At 62.9% G+C, this 14,016-nt stretch carries 15 protein-coding genes; 4 read left to right on the top strand and 11 right to left on the bottom strand.

Translation table 11 applies throughout. From position 1 onward, the window contains the following. Nucleotides 1–64: 64 nt before the first annotated feature. The 3 genes from VCB98_RS07615 to VCB98_RS07605 are packed head-to-tail and all read right to left on the bottom strand — an operon-like array spanning nt 65 to nt 3,522. Nucleotides 65–1,114: a zinc-binding metallopeptidase family protein gene (locus VCB98_RS07615; RefSeq protein ID WP_346051366.1), complete on the bottom strand. Its 1,050-nt coding sequence runs from the start codon at nt 1,112–1,114 to the stop codon at nt 65–67. Continuing rightward, entirely contained in the window at nt 1,111–2,052 is a 942-nt protein-coding gene (locus VCB98_RS07610; protein WP_346051364.1) for an alpha-E domain-containing protein, read from the bottom strand. Before VCB98_RS07610 ends, VCB98_RS07615 begins: the two co-directional genes overlap by 4 nt. A 3-nt stretch (nt 2,053–2,055) precedes the next feature. Continuing rightward, nucleotides 2,056–3,522, bottom strand: coding sequence for a circularly permuted type 2 ATP-grasp protein (locus VCB98_RS07605; protein WP_346051362.1), 1,467 nt, complete (start codon nt 3,520–3,522; stop codon nt 2,056–2,058). Between the two features lie 186 nt (nt 3,523–3,708). Between VCB98_RS07605 and VCB98_RS07600 the strand changes: the two genes are divergently transcribed. From VCB98_RS07600 to VCB98_RS07585, 4 genes are all read left to right on the top strand, one after another. Further along, nucleotides 3,709–4,758 carry an isoaspartyl peptidase/L-asparaginase family protein gene (locus VCB98_RS07600; protein ID WP_346051360.1) on the top strand — a complete coding sequence of 350 codons (1,050 nt, stop codon included), beginning with the start codon at nt 3,709–3,711 and terminating at the stop codon, nt 4,756–4,758. Further along, the gene (yjgA, locus tag VCB98_RS07595) at nt 4,751–5,254 is read left to right on the top strand and encodes a ribosome biogenesis factor YjgA (protein ID WP_346051358.1); all 504 of its coding nucleotides are present in this window, start codon (nt 4,751–4,753) and stop codon (nt 5,252–5,254) included. Before VCB98_RS07600 ends, yjgA begins: the two co-directional genes overlap by 8 nt. Before the next feature lie 113 nt (nt 5,255–5,367). Next, on the top strand, nt 5,368–5,871 hold the full coding sequence (gene purE / locus VCB98_RS07590) for a 5-(carboxyamino)imidazole ribonucleotide mutase (RefSeq protein WP_406672285.1): 504 nt from the start codon (nt 5,368–5,370) through the stop codon (nt 5,869–5,871). Nucleotides 5,872–5,893: 22 nt separating this feature from the next. Next, nucleotides 5,894–6,991: a 5-(carboxyamino)imidazole ribonucleotide synthase gene (locus VCB98_RS07585; protein ID WP_346051356.1), complete on the top strand. Its 1,098-nt coding sequence runs from the start codon at nt 5,894–5,896 to the stop codon at nt 6,989–6,991. Between the two features lie 48 nt (nt 6,992–7,039). Here the strand turns inward: VCB98_RS07585 and holA are convergent, their stop codons facing one another. The 8 genes from holA to VCB98_RS07545 form a co-directional block, all read right to left on the bottom strand. Then, entirely contained in the window at nt 7,040–8,068 is a 1,029-nt protein-coding gene (holA, locus tag VCB98_RS07580; RefSeq protein ID WP_346051354.1) for a DNA polymerase III subunit delta, read from the bottom strand. A gap of 39 nt (nt 8,069–8,107) precedes the next feature. After that, nucleotides 8,108–8,923 carry a metal ABC transporter permease gene (locus VCB98_RS07575; RefSeq protein WP_346051352.1) on the bottom strand — a complete coding sequence of 272 codons (816 nt, stop codon included), beginning with the start codon at nt 8,921–8,923 and terminating at the stop codon, nt 8,108–8,110. Beyond that, a complete protein-coding gene (locus tag VCB98_RS07570; RefSeq protein WP_346051350.1) occupies nt 8,920–9,522 on the bottom strand; it encodes an ATP-binding cassette domain-containing protein in 603 nt (200 codons plus the stop codon). Before VCB98_RS07570 ends, VCB98_RS07575 begins: the two co-directional genes overlap by 4 nt. Then, the gene (locus VCB98_RS07565) at nt 9,512–10,399 is read right to left on the bottom strand and encodes a metal ABC transporter substrate-binding protein (RefSeq protein WP_346051348.1); all 888 of its coding nucleotides are present in this window, start codon (nt 10,397–10,399) and stop codon (nt 9,512–9,514) included. Before VCB98_RS07565 ends, VCB98_RS07570 begins: the two co-directional genes overlap by 11 nt. Nucleotides 10,400–10,499: 100 nt before the next feature. Next, on the bottom strand, nt 10,500–12,044 hold the full coding sequence (locus VCB98_RS07560) for a TonB-dependent receptor (protein ID WP_346051347.1): 1,545 nt from the start codon (nt 12,042–12,044) through the stop codon (nt 10,500–10,502). Between the two features lie 130 nt (nt 12,045–12,174). Continuing rightward, nucleotides 12,175–12,480, bottom strand: coding sequence for a hypothetical protein (locus tag VCB98_RS07555; protein WP_346051345.1), 306 nt, complete (start codon nt 12,478–12,480; stop codon nt 12,175–12,177). A 43-nt stretch (nt 12,481–12,523) separates the two neighbouring features. Beyond that, the gene (locus VCB98_RS07550; RefSeq protein ID WP_346051343.1) at nt 12,524–12,949 is read right to left on the bottom strand and encodes a MerC domain-containing protein; all 426 of its coding nucleotides are present in this window, start codon (nt 12,947–12,949) and stop codon (nt 12,524–12,526) included. 95 nt (nt 12,950–13,044) lie between these two features. Continuing rightward, nucleotides 13,045–14,016, bottom strand: a complete 972-nt coding sequence (locus VCB98_RS07545; RefSeq protein WP_346051341.1) for an alpha/beta fold hydrolase — start codon at nt 14,014–14,016, stop codon at nt 13,045–13,047.

Genomic DNA, 14,016 nt, shown 5'->3' with positions numbered 1-14,016 from the left:
TGCTGGGCTGCAAAGAGTCGGGATTCTAACAGAGCCGGACAGGAATGGATGAATCGGCCCGGGCCTAGGCGGACCGCTCCGCCTCCACGACCTCGTGAATGTAGCGCAGCTTGGCCACCACGCTGTCATTGAGCACATAGGGATAGGCATCCCGCATGCCCATGCTTCGGTTCATGAGGTTAATGTTGATGCTGACCCGACTCCAGACCCGGATCAGCTCATCAAAGTCCCTCGGGAGACTGACCCCCATGTCCAGGGCATGGGCGGTTTCCAGGGCATCGGTGATCTGCAGATAATGCCCCCAGCACTCGGCCCAGTCCTCCCAGGGATGGGCCGCGGCATAGGCACTGATGTAGTGCTGCTGCCAGTTTGCCGGTGGCCCCTGCTGATAATGGCGGCGCAGGGAAGACTGGTAATCCTGACGCTCGTCACCAAAGACCTCGCGAAAACCGGCCAATCGCCCGCCTTCCAGAATCAGTCGATCCCAGAAATAGTGACCGATCTCGTGGCGGAAGTGCCCCAGCAGGGTGCGGGAGGCCTCATTCAATTGCTGACGCAATGCCTCGCGGGCCGCATCATCGGCTTCGATGATATTGATGGTGATCAGGCCCTTTGCATGGCCGGTGAACACCTTGCCGCCGGACCAGGATGAGTCAACGAATTCCTGGGTCGGCTGCTGGTCTTCCATGAAGGCGAAGGCCAGGCCAGTGTGCGGATCATCCCGCTTGGCGAGAAAGGGCAGACCCAGGCGGAGCAGATCGTAAATGACCCGGCGCTTCTCGCGCTCCACATTGAGCCATTTGTCACGGTTACCGGGCCGGTCCAGATTGGGGATGATGCGATTCATGCGGCAGGCCACGCAGTAACGCTCACCATTATCACTGACCACCATCCAGTTGCAGACATTTTGCTCACTGTAGTTGCGGCAGCGGTGATACTCCCCCATCTCGCCCTCGGGAGTGTGGGCCCGCCAGAGATCGTTGCCTCCTGGCAGGGGCTCGAGCGCCGCCTGTGTAAGACGCTCCGGCAGGAAACCCAGGCGCCGGCCACAGGCCAGACATTGGTCATTTTCGAAATAGACCGGGTTGCCGCAAGCGCAACGGTAGATGTTCATGCCGCCCTATCCAGCAGGAAGTAGGTGTTGGCAATCTCAGCATGGAGTCGGCTCAGCTCCACCTGCAAGTCGTCCAGGAATTCATGCAGACCGGACTCCGCCAATTCCGGTACATTGGCTTCCTGGATCCGGCGCTTCATGCGCGTGACGCTGCGCAAGGGTCCATCATTCCGTGGCAGATCATGCAGACAGGCCTCCACCTCGCTCATGCAATGGAGCAGTGCCCGTGGCAATTTCGGGTCCTGAAGCAGATACCGCAAGACGTCCGAACCCCGCACCCTGACCCGTACATTGCGCCGATACATCTGATAGGCGGTCAGGGACTTGAGCACGCTCATCCACTGGATGTTTTCAAAAGGCGTGAGATCCTCCGCCCGGTGGGGCAGGAGATCTTCTGAACGCACGTCCAGGATGCGGGTCCCCATGTCCGCTCGTTCCAGATTACGACCGATGCGGATGAACTCATAGGCTTCGTCATGGCTCATGGTGCCGGCCAACAGGCCGGTGAGTTGCTGGCAGCGCTGAATCACGCCGCGCAGAAAATCGTAGCGCTTGCGCTTGGCAATGCCACCCTTGAGTTCCTGACGGGCATGGAGGTAGAGATCGTTGACCTGCTCCCAGCCTTCCCGGGGGACCAGGTCGCGAGTGGAGCGCAGATTCTCACGGGCCATGAACAAGGCGCTGAGAATGGAGCCCGGGTTACGCCGGTCGGCAATGATGAAGCGAGTGACATTTCGCTCATCCATCTCATCACCGAACAGCTTGGCAAAGGGCGCTTCGCTGCCGGTGATAGCGATCAGGGGCTCCCAGCCCAATTCCACCGACCGGGGCAGGTCCATAATCAAATTGGAATGGACGTTGACCAAACGCGCCAGGTCCTCCGCTCTTTCCATGTAACGGGCAGTCCAGTAAAGGCTTTCGGCCACTCTCGACAACATGACTCAGCCCCCTATCGTCTTCTTGGCGGTATCAACAATCCAGGTATCCTTGCTGCCGCCCCCCTGGGATGAGTTCACCACATAGGAACCTGACTTGAGAGCCACCCGGGTAAGCCCCCCTGTGGTGATATTGGTTTCCTGTCCGCTGAGAATGAAGGGACGCAGATCCACGTGCCGGGGCGCCACCTTGCCATGACCATCGATGGTTGGGGTGGTGGAAAGCTGGATCAAGGGCTGGGCAATGAAGTTGCGAGGGTTGCGGCGGATCTGTTCGGCGAAATCCTCCCGCTCCTTACGACTGGCCTGCGGCCCCATGAGCATGCCGTAGCCACCCGATTCGTTGGCCGGCTTGACCACCAGCTTGTCCAGGTTATCGAGGACATACTCGCACTGCTTTTCATCATGGCAGACATAGGTGGGAACATTGTGCAGGATGGGCTCCTGATCCAGGTAGTAACGGATCATGTCCGGCACATAGGCATAGACCACCTTGTCATCCGCCACACCCGCACCCGGTGCATTGGCCAGGGCCACATTGCCGGCCCGCCAGGCGCGCATCAGCCCGGGCACACCCAATACCGAGTCCGGGTTGAAGACTTCCGGGTCCAGGAAAAGATCATCAATGCGGCGGTAGATCACATCAACCCGGGTCAGCCCCTCCACGGTGCGCATGTAGACACAGTCATCCTCGGTCACCACCAGGTCTCGCCCCTCCACCAGTTCGGCACCCATCTGCTGAGCCAGATAGGCATGCTCGAAATAGGCGGAGTTGTAGATCCCCGGGGTCAGTACGGTAACCACGGGATAGTCCTGGGGACGCGGTGACATGGAAGCCAGCATGTCGAATAGCTGGGCAGGATAATCATCCACCGGGAGAATGTTCTGATGCTCGAAAATCTCGGGGAAGGTGCGTTTCATGACATGCCGGTTCTCCAGCATGTAGGAAACGCCGGAGGGCACTCTCAGATTGTCTTCAAGCACATAGAAACGCCCATCATTGTCCCGGATCAGGTCACTGCCGCAGATGTGGGCCCAGATGCCCAGCGGTGGCTCCACCCCCACGCATTCGGCCCGGAAATTACCGGAGGTCTTGAGGATCTCTTCGGGGAAGACCTTGTCCTTGACGATGCGCTGTTCATGATAAATATCATTGATGAAAAGATTCAGAGCCTGAACGCGCTGGGCCAGGCCGGCCTCGGTCTTTTGCCATTCCCGGGCCGGGATGATGCGCGGGATGATGTCGAAGGGCCAGGCCCGGTCAATGCTGCCACCCTCGGTGTAGACGGTGAAGGTAATCCCCATCACCAGGATGGCCAGCTCCGCGGCATCACGCCGTTCCATCAGCTCTTCATCGCTGAGCTGGCGGAGCCGCTTGCACAGCTCCCGGGCGGCGGCCCGGGGATGACCGGGGGAACTGATCAACTCATCATAGAATTTTCCGGGGTCGTACTGTTTCCAGTCGATTGGCATTGACGGTACTTCCCTTGGCCAGAGACATGAAATGAAAAGCAACGCCTGATATAAGCTACGCCGATTGCCTCCCGGTTGGAACAGCGACTGGTCACCCCATCCCCGCCCAATGCTATGATTCCCCCGTCATCCGTGACGGCCACAGCCTGTCACGGGATCCCCGGACCAGATATTCAGGAGTTCACCATGCGCAAACTGATAGCAAGCATTGCCGTGGTCCTTGCCGCGGGCCTGGCTGCCTGCGAAGCGGAAGAGAGCGGCAATGCCGCACCGGCAGCGGATGCCGAACGCCCCATCGGGCTCGCCGTTCACGGCGGCGCCGGCACCATGGACCGCGACGCCATGAGCGAGGAACAGGAAGCGGAATACCACGCCGCCCTGGAGGCGGCCCTGGAAGCCGGCTACACCATTCTGGACAACGGCGGCGACAGCCTGGATGCAGTCCAGGCGGCCATCCGGGTACTGGAAGACAGCCCCCTGTTCAATGCCGGTCGTGGCTCGGTCTTCACCAGTGACGAGCGCATCGAAATGGATGCTGCCATCATGGACGGTCGCACCCGCAATGCCGGCGCCCTCACCGGCGTACGCACCATCCGCAACCCCATCGACCTGGCACGGGTGATCATGGATGAGTCCCCCCATGTGTTCTTTTCCGGCGAAGGCGCGGAAACCTACGGCCAGGAATTCGGCCTGGCCACCGAGGACCCTGAGTGGTTCGAGACCGAACACCGTCGCGAGGCACTCCATCGGGCCCAGGAACGGGAAGCCGAACAGGGTGAGGAATTCCGCAGTCAGCGCGAGAATGTCGAGTTCAACCTCGGGACCGTGGGTGCGGTCGCCCTGGATCGGCAGGGCAATGTGGCAGCCGGGACTTCGACCGGCGGCATGACCAACAAGCGCTTCGGCCGCATCGGTGACGTGCCCATCATCGGCTCCGGCACCTATGCCAACAACGAGACCGGCGCCTTCTCCGCCACCGGCCATGGCGAATACATCATGCGTGCCGTCACCCTGCATGACATTTCCTCGCTGATGGCCTACCGGGACAAGAGCGTGGAAGAAGCCGCCGATCATGTGGTCAACAGCAAGCTGGTGGAGATGGGCGGCAACGCCGGCGTGATTGCCATTGACGCCAAGGGCAACATCACCATGCCCTTCAACACCAGTGGCATGTACCGGGGCAGCGTGGACAATGAGGGCCGCGTCCACACTGCCATCTTTGCCGACGATGACTGACCCCCGGGGGACGGGCGGTGGCGACCGCCCGTCCCGCTCTCACCGCAAGCGCGAGGCCGAGGAGCGACAGACCCTGGGGATCCGCCTGGCCGAACTTCCGGACAGCACCCTCGACGAGCTGGGCCTGCCGGATGAGCTGCTTGCCGCCATCCGCCGCATCCGCCACATGCGACGTGGCGGTGGACTGCGCCGTGAACGTCAGCGTATCGGTACACTCATGCGCAAGCTGGATCCGGCGTCCATCGAAGCGGCGCTGCGCCAGCGTGAGGCGGATCAGCGAACGGCCGCACGCGCCTTTCATCGCCTGGAACGCCTGCGGGACGGGCTGATGGAGGGCGAGACCGAGGTGGAGGCCGAACTGAAAGGGCTGCTTGAGGCGGACGACTTCGCCGAAGCCAGTCGTCTGGCCCACCATGCCCGCCAGGAGGAGATCCACGGACAGCCGCCGGCGTCGGCTCGCACCCTGTTCCGGCTGCTGCGTGATCGACTCGCTTAAGCCGCATTACTCGCCCTGTTTACCGGATTTGCGTACAATAGACCGTTTTTAGCCCGGCCCGGCCGGCCCCCTTTGCGGGCGCCGCTGCCCGTCGGGCCTTTCGTGGTGATGTCATGGAAACAGGGAAGCAGGCATTGGTCGGGATCATCATGGGCTCCCAGTCGGACTGGGAAACCATGCGGCATGCGGTGGAAACCCTGGAGAAGCTGGGCGTGCCCTGCGAAACCCGGGTGGTCTCCGCCCACCGCACTCCGGATCTGCTGTTCGAATACTGCGCCGAGGCCCGGGATCGCGGCCTGGAAGTCCTGATTGCCGGGGCTGGCGGCGCCGCCCACCTGCCGGGCATGGCCGCCGCCAAGACGCCTCTGCCGGTGCTGGGCGTGCCGGTGCAGTCCAAGGCACTCAATGGCATGGACTCCCTGCTTTCCATAGCCCAGATGCCGGCCGGCGTGCCGGTGGGCACCCTGGCCATCGGCAAAGCGGGCGCCACCAACGCCGCCCTGCTCGCGGCGGCCATGCTGGCCAACCACTACGATGAAGTTCGCGAGGCCCTGGACGATTTCCGCGCCGCCCAGACCCAACGCGTTCTGAGCAATCCCGATCCGCGACCGGAATGACAGCCCGGAGACCACGGCAATCATGAGCATTGGAATCATCGGCGCCGGCCAACTCGGCCGCATGATGGCCCTGGCCGGCTATCCCCTTGGCCTGCGCTTCACTTTTCTCGACAAGAGCGAGGACAGCCCCGGCGCCCAGGTGGGCGACATTGTGCTCGGTGATTTCATGCAGGCCGAGGACATCCGCCGGCTGGCCGGACAGGTGGAACTGCTCACCTACGACGTGGAAAACGTCCCCGTTGAGGCCCTGGAAGCCGCGGCGTCCGGTATCCCCGTCCACCCCGGCCCGGCCATCCTCGGGGCGGCCCAGGATCGGCTGCGGGAAAAGGAATGCTTCGCCCGCCACGGGATTGAAACCGCCCCCTATCGCTCGGTGGACAGCCTGGCGGAACTGGAGTCGGCGGTTAAAGCACTCGGCTTGCCGGCCATGCTCAAGCGTCGACGGATGGGCTATGACGGCCGTGGCCAGCAATTGATCCGAAGCGAGGCGGAGATTGCCAAGGCCTGGGAGGGCCTCTCCGGCGCGCCCCTGATCCTGGAAGGCTTTGTCGACTTCGAACGCGAAGTCTCCCTGATCGGTGTGCGCAACCGCTCCGGCGATACCCGCTTCTACCCCCTGAGCGAGAACCGCCACGAGGACGGCATCCTGCGCCTGTCCATTGCGCCTGCCGCCGACCCGGCGCTGCAGGCCACGGCGGAGAAGCAGCTCGCGGCGCTGATGGAGGCCCATGACTATGCGGGCATCCTGACGGTGGAATATTTCGAGAAGGCCGGCCGCCTGATTGCCAATGAAATGGCCCCGCGGGTGCACAATTCAGGGCACTGGACCATCGAGGGCGCCGCCACCAGCCAGTTCGAGAACCACCTGCGTGGCATCCTCGACCTGCCCCTGGGCTCCACCCGCCCCCGGGGCGTCTCGGCGATGATCAACTGCCTTGGGCGCATGCCGGCCCTGGAAGGGGTGATCCGCCACGAGGACGCTCACTACCACGATTACGGCAAGGCGCCCCGCCCCCGCCGCAAGCTCGGCCACATCACCGTCGTCCGCGACGACCGCGCCAGCCTGGACGCCGTCATCGACGAACTCCTGCCCCTGGTGAAGGCGGCCGAACAGGCATAGCCCGGTACACCCGGGTCAGCGCGGGACTTGTGCACACAGAGGGCGCGGTCAGGCTACCAGCCCCAGGCGGCGACCGGCTTCCACGGAGCTGATGGCCATGACCAGGCGCTGCAGGGCGTCCCAGGGATTGCCGCAGCGAGCACCCTTGGCCATGGCGTCCAATTCCCCGGCTTCGGCCAGCAGGGCCAGCCAGCGGGTCTCGTTGTGACGCTTGAGCGCCTTCTCCACCAGCCCACGGCGACTGGCCCAGACACGACGGGTGACATCGTCCAGGCGCCGGCCCCGGGCCAGGCCCGAGGCCATGTCGGCCATGGCGCGGATCTCGCGGGCCAGGACCCAGACCAGCAGTGGCGGTTCCACGCCTTCACCATGCAGCCCCTCAAGGATCTTGACCGCCCGCGCCGTCTGCCCGGCAAGCGCGGCATCGGCAAGCTGGAAGGGATCGTAGCGAGCGCTATCCACCACCGCGCCACGCACGGTCTCGTCGTCCACCACGCCCTCGCCAAGCAACAGGCGCAACTTCTCGATTTCCTGTGCGGCGGCGAGGAGATTGCCCTCCACCCTTTCAGCAATGAAACGGGCCGCATCCCGGGACACCTGGAGGCCAGCCGCAATCATCCGCTGCTGCACCCACTGGGGCAGCTGATGACGGGGCACCGGCCAGACTTCCACCATCACGCCGGCGGACTCCAGCGCCTTGACCCATTTGGCATTGCGCTGGCTGCGATCCAGCTTGCCGCTGATCACGATCAGGGTATGGTCCTCGGGCGGACGCTCGGCCCAGTCAGTCAGGGCCTTGCTGCCTTCCCGGCCGGGCTTGGCCGACGGCAGGCGGAGTTCCACCAGGCGTTGCTGGGCGAACAGGGAGAGGCTGGCGGCGGAATCACTGAGGGCCTGCCAGTCAAAATCCTTTTCGGCCATGAAGCTCGTGCGTTCCTCCACACCGGCCTCGCGGGCCTTGCGTCGCACGCTGTCAGCAGCTTCATCAACCAGCAAGGGCTCATCACCGGCAATGAGATAGACCGGCGCGAGCTGCTTGTTCAGGTGTTGGCCTAGCTGTTCGGGTCGCAGTTTCATGGTCTTGGGCTACAGGGGATCAGCCACCCATGATAACGCCTATTCACCAGGCGCGCCGGCCACCCGGGCGGCCCGGTGGGCGAACAGCCGGAGCAGGGCCAGGGCGGCCAGACAGAGGGTCAGGGTAGGCCCGAAGGGCTGATCCAGCAACATGGACAGCACGAAGGCGAGCAGATAGCAGCCCACGCCCAGTGCCACGGTCAAGGCCAGGGCCCAGCGCCAGCCCCGGACCAGCACGAAAGCGACCCAGGCTGGAACAAAGAACATGGCAAAGGCGCTCATGGCGCCCATGGCCAGGGTGCCCAGGACGGCAGCCACCACCACCAAGGCCCCGAACAGGAGCCGATGGGGCCAGGCCGGAATGCGATTGGCGGAAAAATGGTCCGGGAAGAAACGCTCGGCCAGCAGCCGTGGCGACAGCCAGCTCAAGGCAAACAGGAGCACCGCCACCAGGGCCAGGGAGCCGATGAGATGCGGCGTGCTGGTGAAATAGAGCTGGCCTCGCAACAAGGCCTCGCCCACCACTTCACCCTGATGGGTGTTGGCCGCCAGTATCATTGCCCCGGCCCAACCCAGCAACAACATGAGTCCGTAATGGCTGTTGCTGGCCTTGGGTAGCAGACCCTTGGCAATCGCCGCCAGGGCGGCTGCCAGCAGTGCCCCGGCGAGGGCTGGGATACCGAGCGGCAAGGCCGCTACCCCGCCGGCTGCCGCCATATGGGACAGACCCATGGCCGCCAGCCATTCCTCCCGCATGCGGAGGTAGGCGCCCAGCAGTGACAGGGCAATGCTCAGCAGCAGGCCAATGACGAAAGGTTGACGAAAAAGAGGGTCAAAAAGAATAAAGTCACTCACGAACCCTGTCCCTCCCCGGGTCGGCCAATCTCAACGATACGGGTGCAGTTTTCTTCCAGGAAGGCCCGCTCATGACTGACCAGCAGGACGGCGCGCGGCGGTCGAGCCGTGCGCAGAATATGGGCAAGGGCTTCGATCGCCTCACCGTCCAGGTTGTTGGTGGGCTCGTCCAGCAGCACCAGCTCCGCGTCACCACCCAGACAGGCCCATGCCTCCAACAACTGGAACTGCCCGCCGCTCATGCGATTGATGGGTCGATACAGGAGCGGCTTGATGATGCCCGGGGCATCGCCGCGATCCGCCCCCATCACCCGCAACAACTCCCGCCCCAGCAAGGGCAATTCCGGTGGCAATTCCGGGCGTTGTTGATGGTGGGTCACGGTCAGGCCATTGCAGCGGACGATCTTACCGGCAAACCGTTTGGCTTCCCCGGTGATGGCCTTGAGCAGGGTGGACTTGCCACAGCCATTGGGCCCCCGCAGGCCAAGCACCTCGCCGGGATAGACGTCAAAAGACACGGGGCCCACGACGGGCCCCGCGTATCCCGCTACCACCTCCTTGACGGCCAGCAGCGCAGTTGTGGCGGTATCAGCGGACACTGGCCAGGGCCTCAACCCAGCGATCAATCATCTCGAAATACTCCTCGGCGTCATCCGCAGTCGTGCTCACCTGGTTGGGCAACTGGCGACTGGGCCAACCCAGTTCACGCTCCAGAAAATCCGCGCCGCGTGAGGGCTGGAAATCCGTATACAGGGTAATCCCGTCCCGGCCATCCAGATCCCGAACCAGGCCTCGCAGATGACGGGCCGTGGGCGGAATCCCCGGCAGGGGTTCCAGATAACCCAGGATGGGGGCATCAATCAGACGCATCAAATAATTGGCGTCCTTATGATACAGCACGGCACCCGGCACATCCTCGGCACGCTCCAACCAGGCCGCGACCCTTTCGTCCGCCATGGCGGCAAATCGTTCCGCATTCTCCAGAAAACGCTCGGCATTGTCCGAATCCAGGCGGCCCAGACGCTCGGCCAGGGCAAAGCCGACCTCGGCCATGCGCTGGGGGTCCATGTAAAAATGCGGGTTGCCGGCCGGGTGCACATCACCACCCGCACGGTCCGCAGCTGCACCAGCCTCGATCAGCTCGATGTGGGCAGCGCCCTCGAAGTAGCCGGTTCGCCCCACCTGCACTCGGGGATTGTTGGCACCCTGGAGGGCGGCCGGCAGCCAGCCTACTTCCAGCTCGGCACCCACGGCCACCACCACATCGGCACGGCGCAGTGCCGCCATCATCGAGGGGCGGGCCTCCAGGTAATGGGCATCCCGATCGGCCGGCGCCATCACCGTCACATCAACGGCATCACCGCCGATCACCCGCGCCAGCATGCCCATGTTGGGCACGGTGGCCGCTACCCGGACTTCGGCACTGGCAGCCACGGCCGCCAGCATCAACAGCATTCCGATAATCACTCGTTTCATGACTCTCTCCTCTACCACCGCCGATCCTGGAACCAGCGGGAGTCTGATTCTTTCTCAATCCATCGGGTAGACAAACCCGGCTTGTTTTCCTCAACAGGCATCAGAATGCGTGGGCACCATGCACACCCAGACTGATGTTGTACTGCAGCATGAACTCCCAGGCCTCATCATCGTGGTGGGCGAAGTCGTTATAGTTGAGCTGCGCTCTGATGCGGGAAAACTCCGTGGGCGCGTAAGTCGTCTGCAGGGCAAAACGCTTGGAGGAACCCAGACTCACCGGCAGGCCACGACCGTCGGGCTGATCTTCATAGGCATCATTGGTCAGACCCAGGGCATCGACCCGCAGGCCCATGTTCCAACGCGGCGCGAAGCCGTAGACCGCCTGGGCATATATACCGTCCTGAACCCATTCCTGATCGACCACGTCGCCATCGGGGTTGCGGGTGGTGGGCTCAAGGGTACCGAAATCAGTGAACTGTCGGCTCTGGTAATGCAGATTCATCTCACGACGAATGTACTCGGTCTGGAACTGAAAGCTCCGATGACCATGGATGCCGCCACCGTCGTACTTGTAGACGAGGTCAAAACCATAGAACTTCGCGTCCCCGTCCCAGGTCTCCAAGCGACCGCTGGAATGGGTCTCTTCCATCTGGTGGGCGTCGCTCACACCGCCGAATACCCCGAGTTGCAAGGCATGGTCATAGCCAAGATTGGGTGCCCACTTGGCGAAGGCGGTGATCAGACGCGGAGAGGAAGTCTGGTGCAGCCCCTTGTCATCACGCCAGCGGTTGCGAACCGGCTCTTCAGCCCCCGGATCATCGGGGCCCACATTGGGATCCACGACGTGCCTTGGCAGGACAGTCACCATTTCATGGCGGCCATCACCCACATAGTTGGCCACACCTTCACTCTCGCCGTGGAGCAATTCCAGACCAAAACGGGTGTAGCTGCGAGTGGCCGGCATCCAGGTGAGCTGGATACCGTTTTCGCGCAAGCCTTCCTCACCAAACAGGTTGTCTATAACCCAGGGGGCATCGACGAACTGCCAGTCATGGATATGCTGCTTGTTGATGTAACCCACATCACTCAGGAAGCGACCGGCCTTGATCTGCAGCCCGGCCGGCAGGGAGCGTGTGGTGACATAGGCCTCTTCCAGCTCCACCCCGTTTTCGAACAGGGCTGCCATCACGAACATGTCGAAGTAAGGGTCCACTGTGCCGGAAAAGGACAGCTCCGCTTCGCGGATCTGGAAACCCGACTCCAGGCCATGGCCATGGCCGCCATGGCCATGGTCATGGCCAAAGTCGAAACCGGGGGCATCTTCAACATGACCGCTGAATTCGTTGTAGTAGACCCCGTCCAGAATGACGGAAATGGCCGGGTTGAAGGCAGTGCCGGAAGTGACCTCCTGATCACCACCACCCACTTGCATGGCCCGCATACGGGCCGGCTGGGGGTCCAGGGGATCACGGGCGGGACCGGCCTGGCGTTGCTGCTCGGCTTCGGGGGTGGTCTCAGCCTGGGCCAGGACCTGATCCATGCGCAAATCGCTGTCGTCGGCCTCGGTTGCATCGCCGGCAAACAGCGGTGAGACGGAAAGGCCGGAGATCAGCATCAGGCCAACAATTGTCTGGCTAAGCTTCATTGCTTGTACTCCTGAATAAGGGATGACTTCACGGGAACTCACCGGCACGGGGACATGCCGATGGTTCCGGGTATAAATTTCGGGGATCGATAGGCAGTCGACAGAGACCCTGAACGACCGCATCGCCGGTTCAGATTCCGGGCGGGGCGCGAACGGCGATAGCGTAGTCCGGTATGGACTGGACACGGCCGGATTCAACGGGGGAATTGAGTCCACTCACCGCCATCTGCGGCATGGCAACTGTGAACTCGGCCACCGGCAAGGGGCCGGACTTGGGGGAAAGCAACTGACAGCTCAGGCAATGCTCAACGGCATGCCCGGGCTCACCCACATGCTCCTGGGCATGAAGGGTTTCAGACAGGGGAAGCAACAGACCGGCGACCAGGGCCAGCAGCCAGGCAGTACGCATCAGACTGTGAGACATCCTGATCGTCATGCGATAAGCCCTCGAAACAGGCTGATTGGGGAAGCGCTTGAACTCAGCAGCGGCTGCCGGGCATTTCCAGTGAAACGACCCGCTTGGCACGGAACAAGTTCCGCAGATTGATCAGGTGTGCCACGGTTAGAATCCCGGCACCCATCAGGGTCAGGGTCTGTTCAAGGCCTGTGCTGTGCCAGGCCATGAACTCGAAGGTGGCCACGACCATCAGCACCAGACCCACGACGCCGATGGCCAGGGGCGCACCGTGGCCAGAACAGCGCCAGGCACGGCCCAGAGCATAGAGACTGACCGGCACCACCACGAACAGCATGGCAATGTGAAACCAGTCATCGACGATAGCCAGATTGGCGATCCAGGGCAGAGCGGCGGCCAAAACCGGCAGTGCCGTGCAGTGAAGCACGCACAGGCCGGACATGCCGATGGCGACATAGTCGAATTGCTTGTCCGCAGCCTGACCTGGCATGGGCTTACCTCGGGTCCGGATAATCGTTATGCAATAATATAACACAAATAACTCGGCCGCAATGGCTTGGCGGCGTCAAAAAACGGCAAAAGGACTCAGCGGGCCAGCAATTCCAGCAGGGTCTCGGAGAAGGCCTCCGGGTGGGTCTCCATGGGATTATGGCCGGCCCCATCGATGATCTCGAGGGGGGCATCCAGGGCGTCCTGCAGGCGCCGCCCGTGGGAAATGGGCACCCATTGATCCCGCTCGCCCCAGATCAGGGCCGTTTGCAGGGAGCCGAGCGAGTCCGGGCTGACCGACTCGCGCGAGGAATGCAGATAACGGATCACCGCTGCCGGCCGGCCACGTGTACGCAGGGGGGCAAGATAGCCGGCCACCGCTGCATCCGAGGGCGGCTTGCCATAGGCCGATTCCAGCGCCCTTGCCATGCCTTCCTCGTTCAGCAGTCGCCGACTGCCGATTACGGTAATCCAGCGCTGAACGGGGGGATAGCGCATGATCACGCCGCCAATCCCCTGCCCCCCCTCACTGCCTGTATCCAGGCTCCCGGACACAAAGGTCACCGTGGCAATGGACCGCTCCAGACGGGTAGCCAGACGAGCGGCGGCAGCCGCCCCCATGGAGTGGCCCACCAGGTGCAGGCGGTCCGTGGCCAAGCCCGCTTCATCCAGCACCGCCTCAAGCAGCGCGGTTTCCCCAAGACCAGCCTGGGCAGGCAGCCGTGGCTCACTGAAGCCGAAGGGTGGCAGGTCCACGCGAATCACACGATAACCGGCACGGGTGAGGGGCTCGACGACCTCGCGCCAGCTGAAACTCGACCCCGCCAGGCCGTGCAGCAATAGCAGATCACCCTGAACGGCACCGGCGTCAGCCGGCTGGGCGGGACTCACGCGATAGTGGACGCGGAATCCATCCAGCTCGGCAAAGCGGCTATCGGCGAAGGGCGCCTCCGGCAAATCCTCTCGGGCACCGTCGGAAATCAGATAGGGCAACAGAGACAGGCCACCGACCACGATCAGGAACATGATCGCACCGGTACGCCAGAAACGGGATCGACTGACTACCAT

It is taken from the genome of Natronospira elongata (assembly GCF_034931365.1).
GTDB classification, from domain to species: domain Bacteria; phylum Pseudomonadota; class Gammaproteobacteria; order Natronospirales; family Natronospiraceae; genus Natronospira; species Natronospira elongata.
This window is presented reverse-complemented; position numbering and strand designations above follow the sequence as displayed.

What these genes read in the sequence shown, in the direction of transcription:
- VCB98_RS07565 (WP_346051348.1), bottom strand. Translation starts at nt 10,399, where the DNA reads ATGAAACGAGTGATTATCGGAATGCTGTTGATGCTGGCGGCCGTGGCT.
- VCB98_RS07610 (WP_346051364.1), bottom strand. Translation starts at nt 2,052, where the DNA reads ATGTTGTCGAGAGTGGCCGAAAGCCTTTACTGGACTGCCCGTTACATG.
- purE (WP_406672285.1), top strand. Translation starts at nt 5,368, where the DNA reads ATGGAAACAGGGAAGCAGGCATTGGTCGGGATCATCATGGGCTCCCAG.
- VCB98_RS07555 (WP_346051345.1), bottom strand. Translation starts at nt 12,480, where the DNA reads ATGACGATCAGGATGTCTCACAGTCTGATGCGTACTGCCTGGCTGCTG.
- VCB98_RS07615 (WP_346051366.1), bottom strand. Translation starts at nt 1,114, where the DNA reads ATGAACATCTACCGTTGCGCTTGCGGCAACCCGGTCTATTTCGAAAAT.
- VCB98_RS07560 (WP_346051347.1), bottom strand. Translation starts at nt 12,044, where the DNA reads ATGAAGCTTAGCCAGACAATTGTTGGCCTGATGCTGATCTCCGGCCTT.
- yjgA (WP_346051358.1), top strand. Translation starts at nt 4,751, where the DNA reads ATGACTGACCCCCGGGGGACGGGCGGTGGCGACCGCCCGTCCCGCTCT.
- VCB98_RS07545 (WP_346051341.1), bottom strand. Translation starts at nt 14,016, where the DNA reads ATGGTAGTCAGTCGATCCCGTTTCTGGCGTACCGGTGCGATCATGTTC.
- VCB98_RS07585 (WP_346051356.1), top strand. Translation starts at nt 5,894, where the DNA reads ATGAGCATTGGAATCATCGGCGCCGGCCAACTCGGCCGCATGATGGCC.
- VCB98_RS07600 (WP_346051360.1), top strand. Translation starts at nt 3,709, where the DNA reads ATGCGCAAACTGATAGCAAGCATTGCCGTGGTCCTTGCCGCGGGCCTG.
- VCB98_RS07550 (WP_346051343.1), bottom strand. Translation starts at nt 12,949, where the DNA reads ATGCCAGGTCAGGCTGCGGACAAGCAATTCGACTATGTCGCCATCGGC.
- holA (WP_346051354.1), bottom strand. Translation starts at nt 8,068, where the DNA reads ATGAAACTGCGACCCGAACAGCTAGGCCAACACCTGAACAAGCAGCTC.
- VCB98_RS07605 (WP_346051362.1), bottom strand. Translation starts at nt 3,522, where the DNA reads ATGCCAATCGACTGGAAACAGTACGACCCCGGAAAATTCTATGATGAG.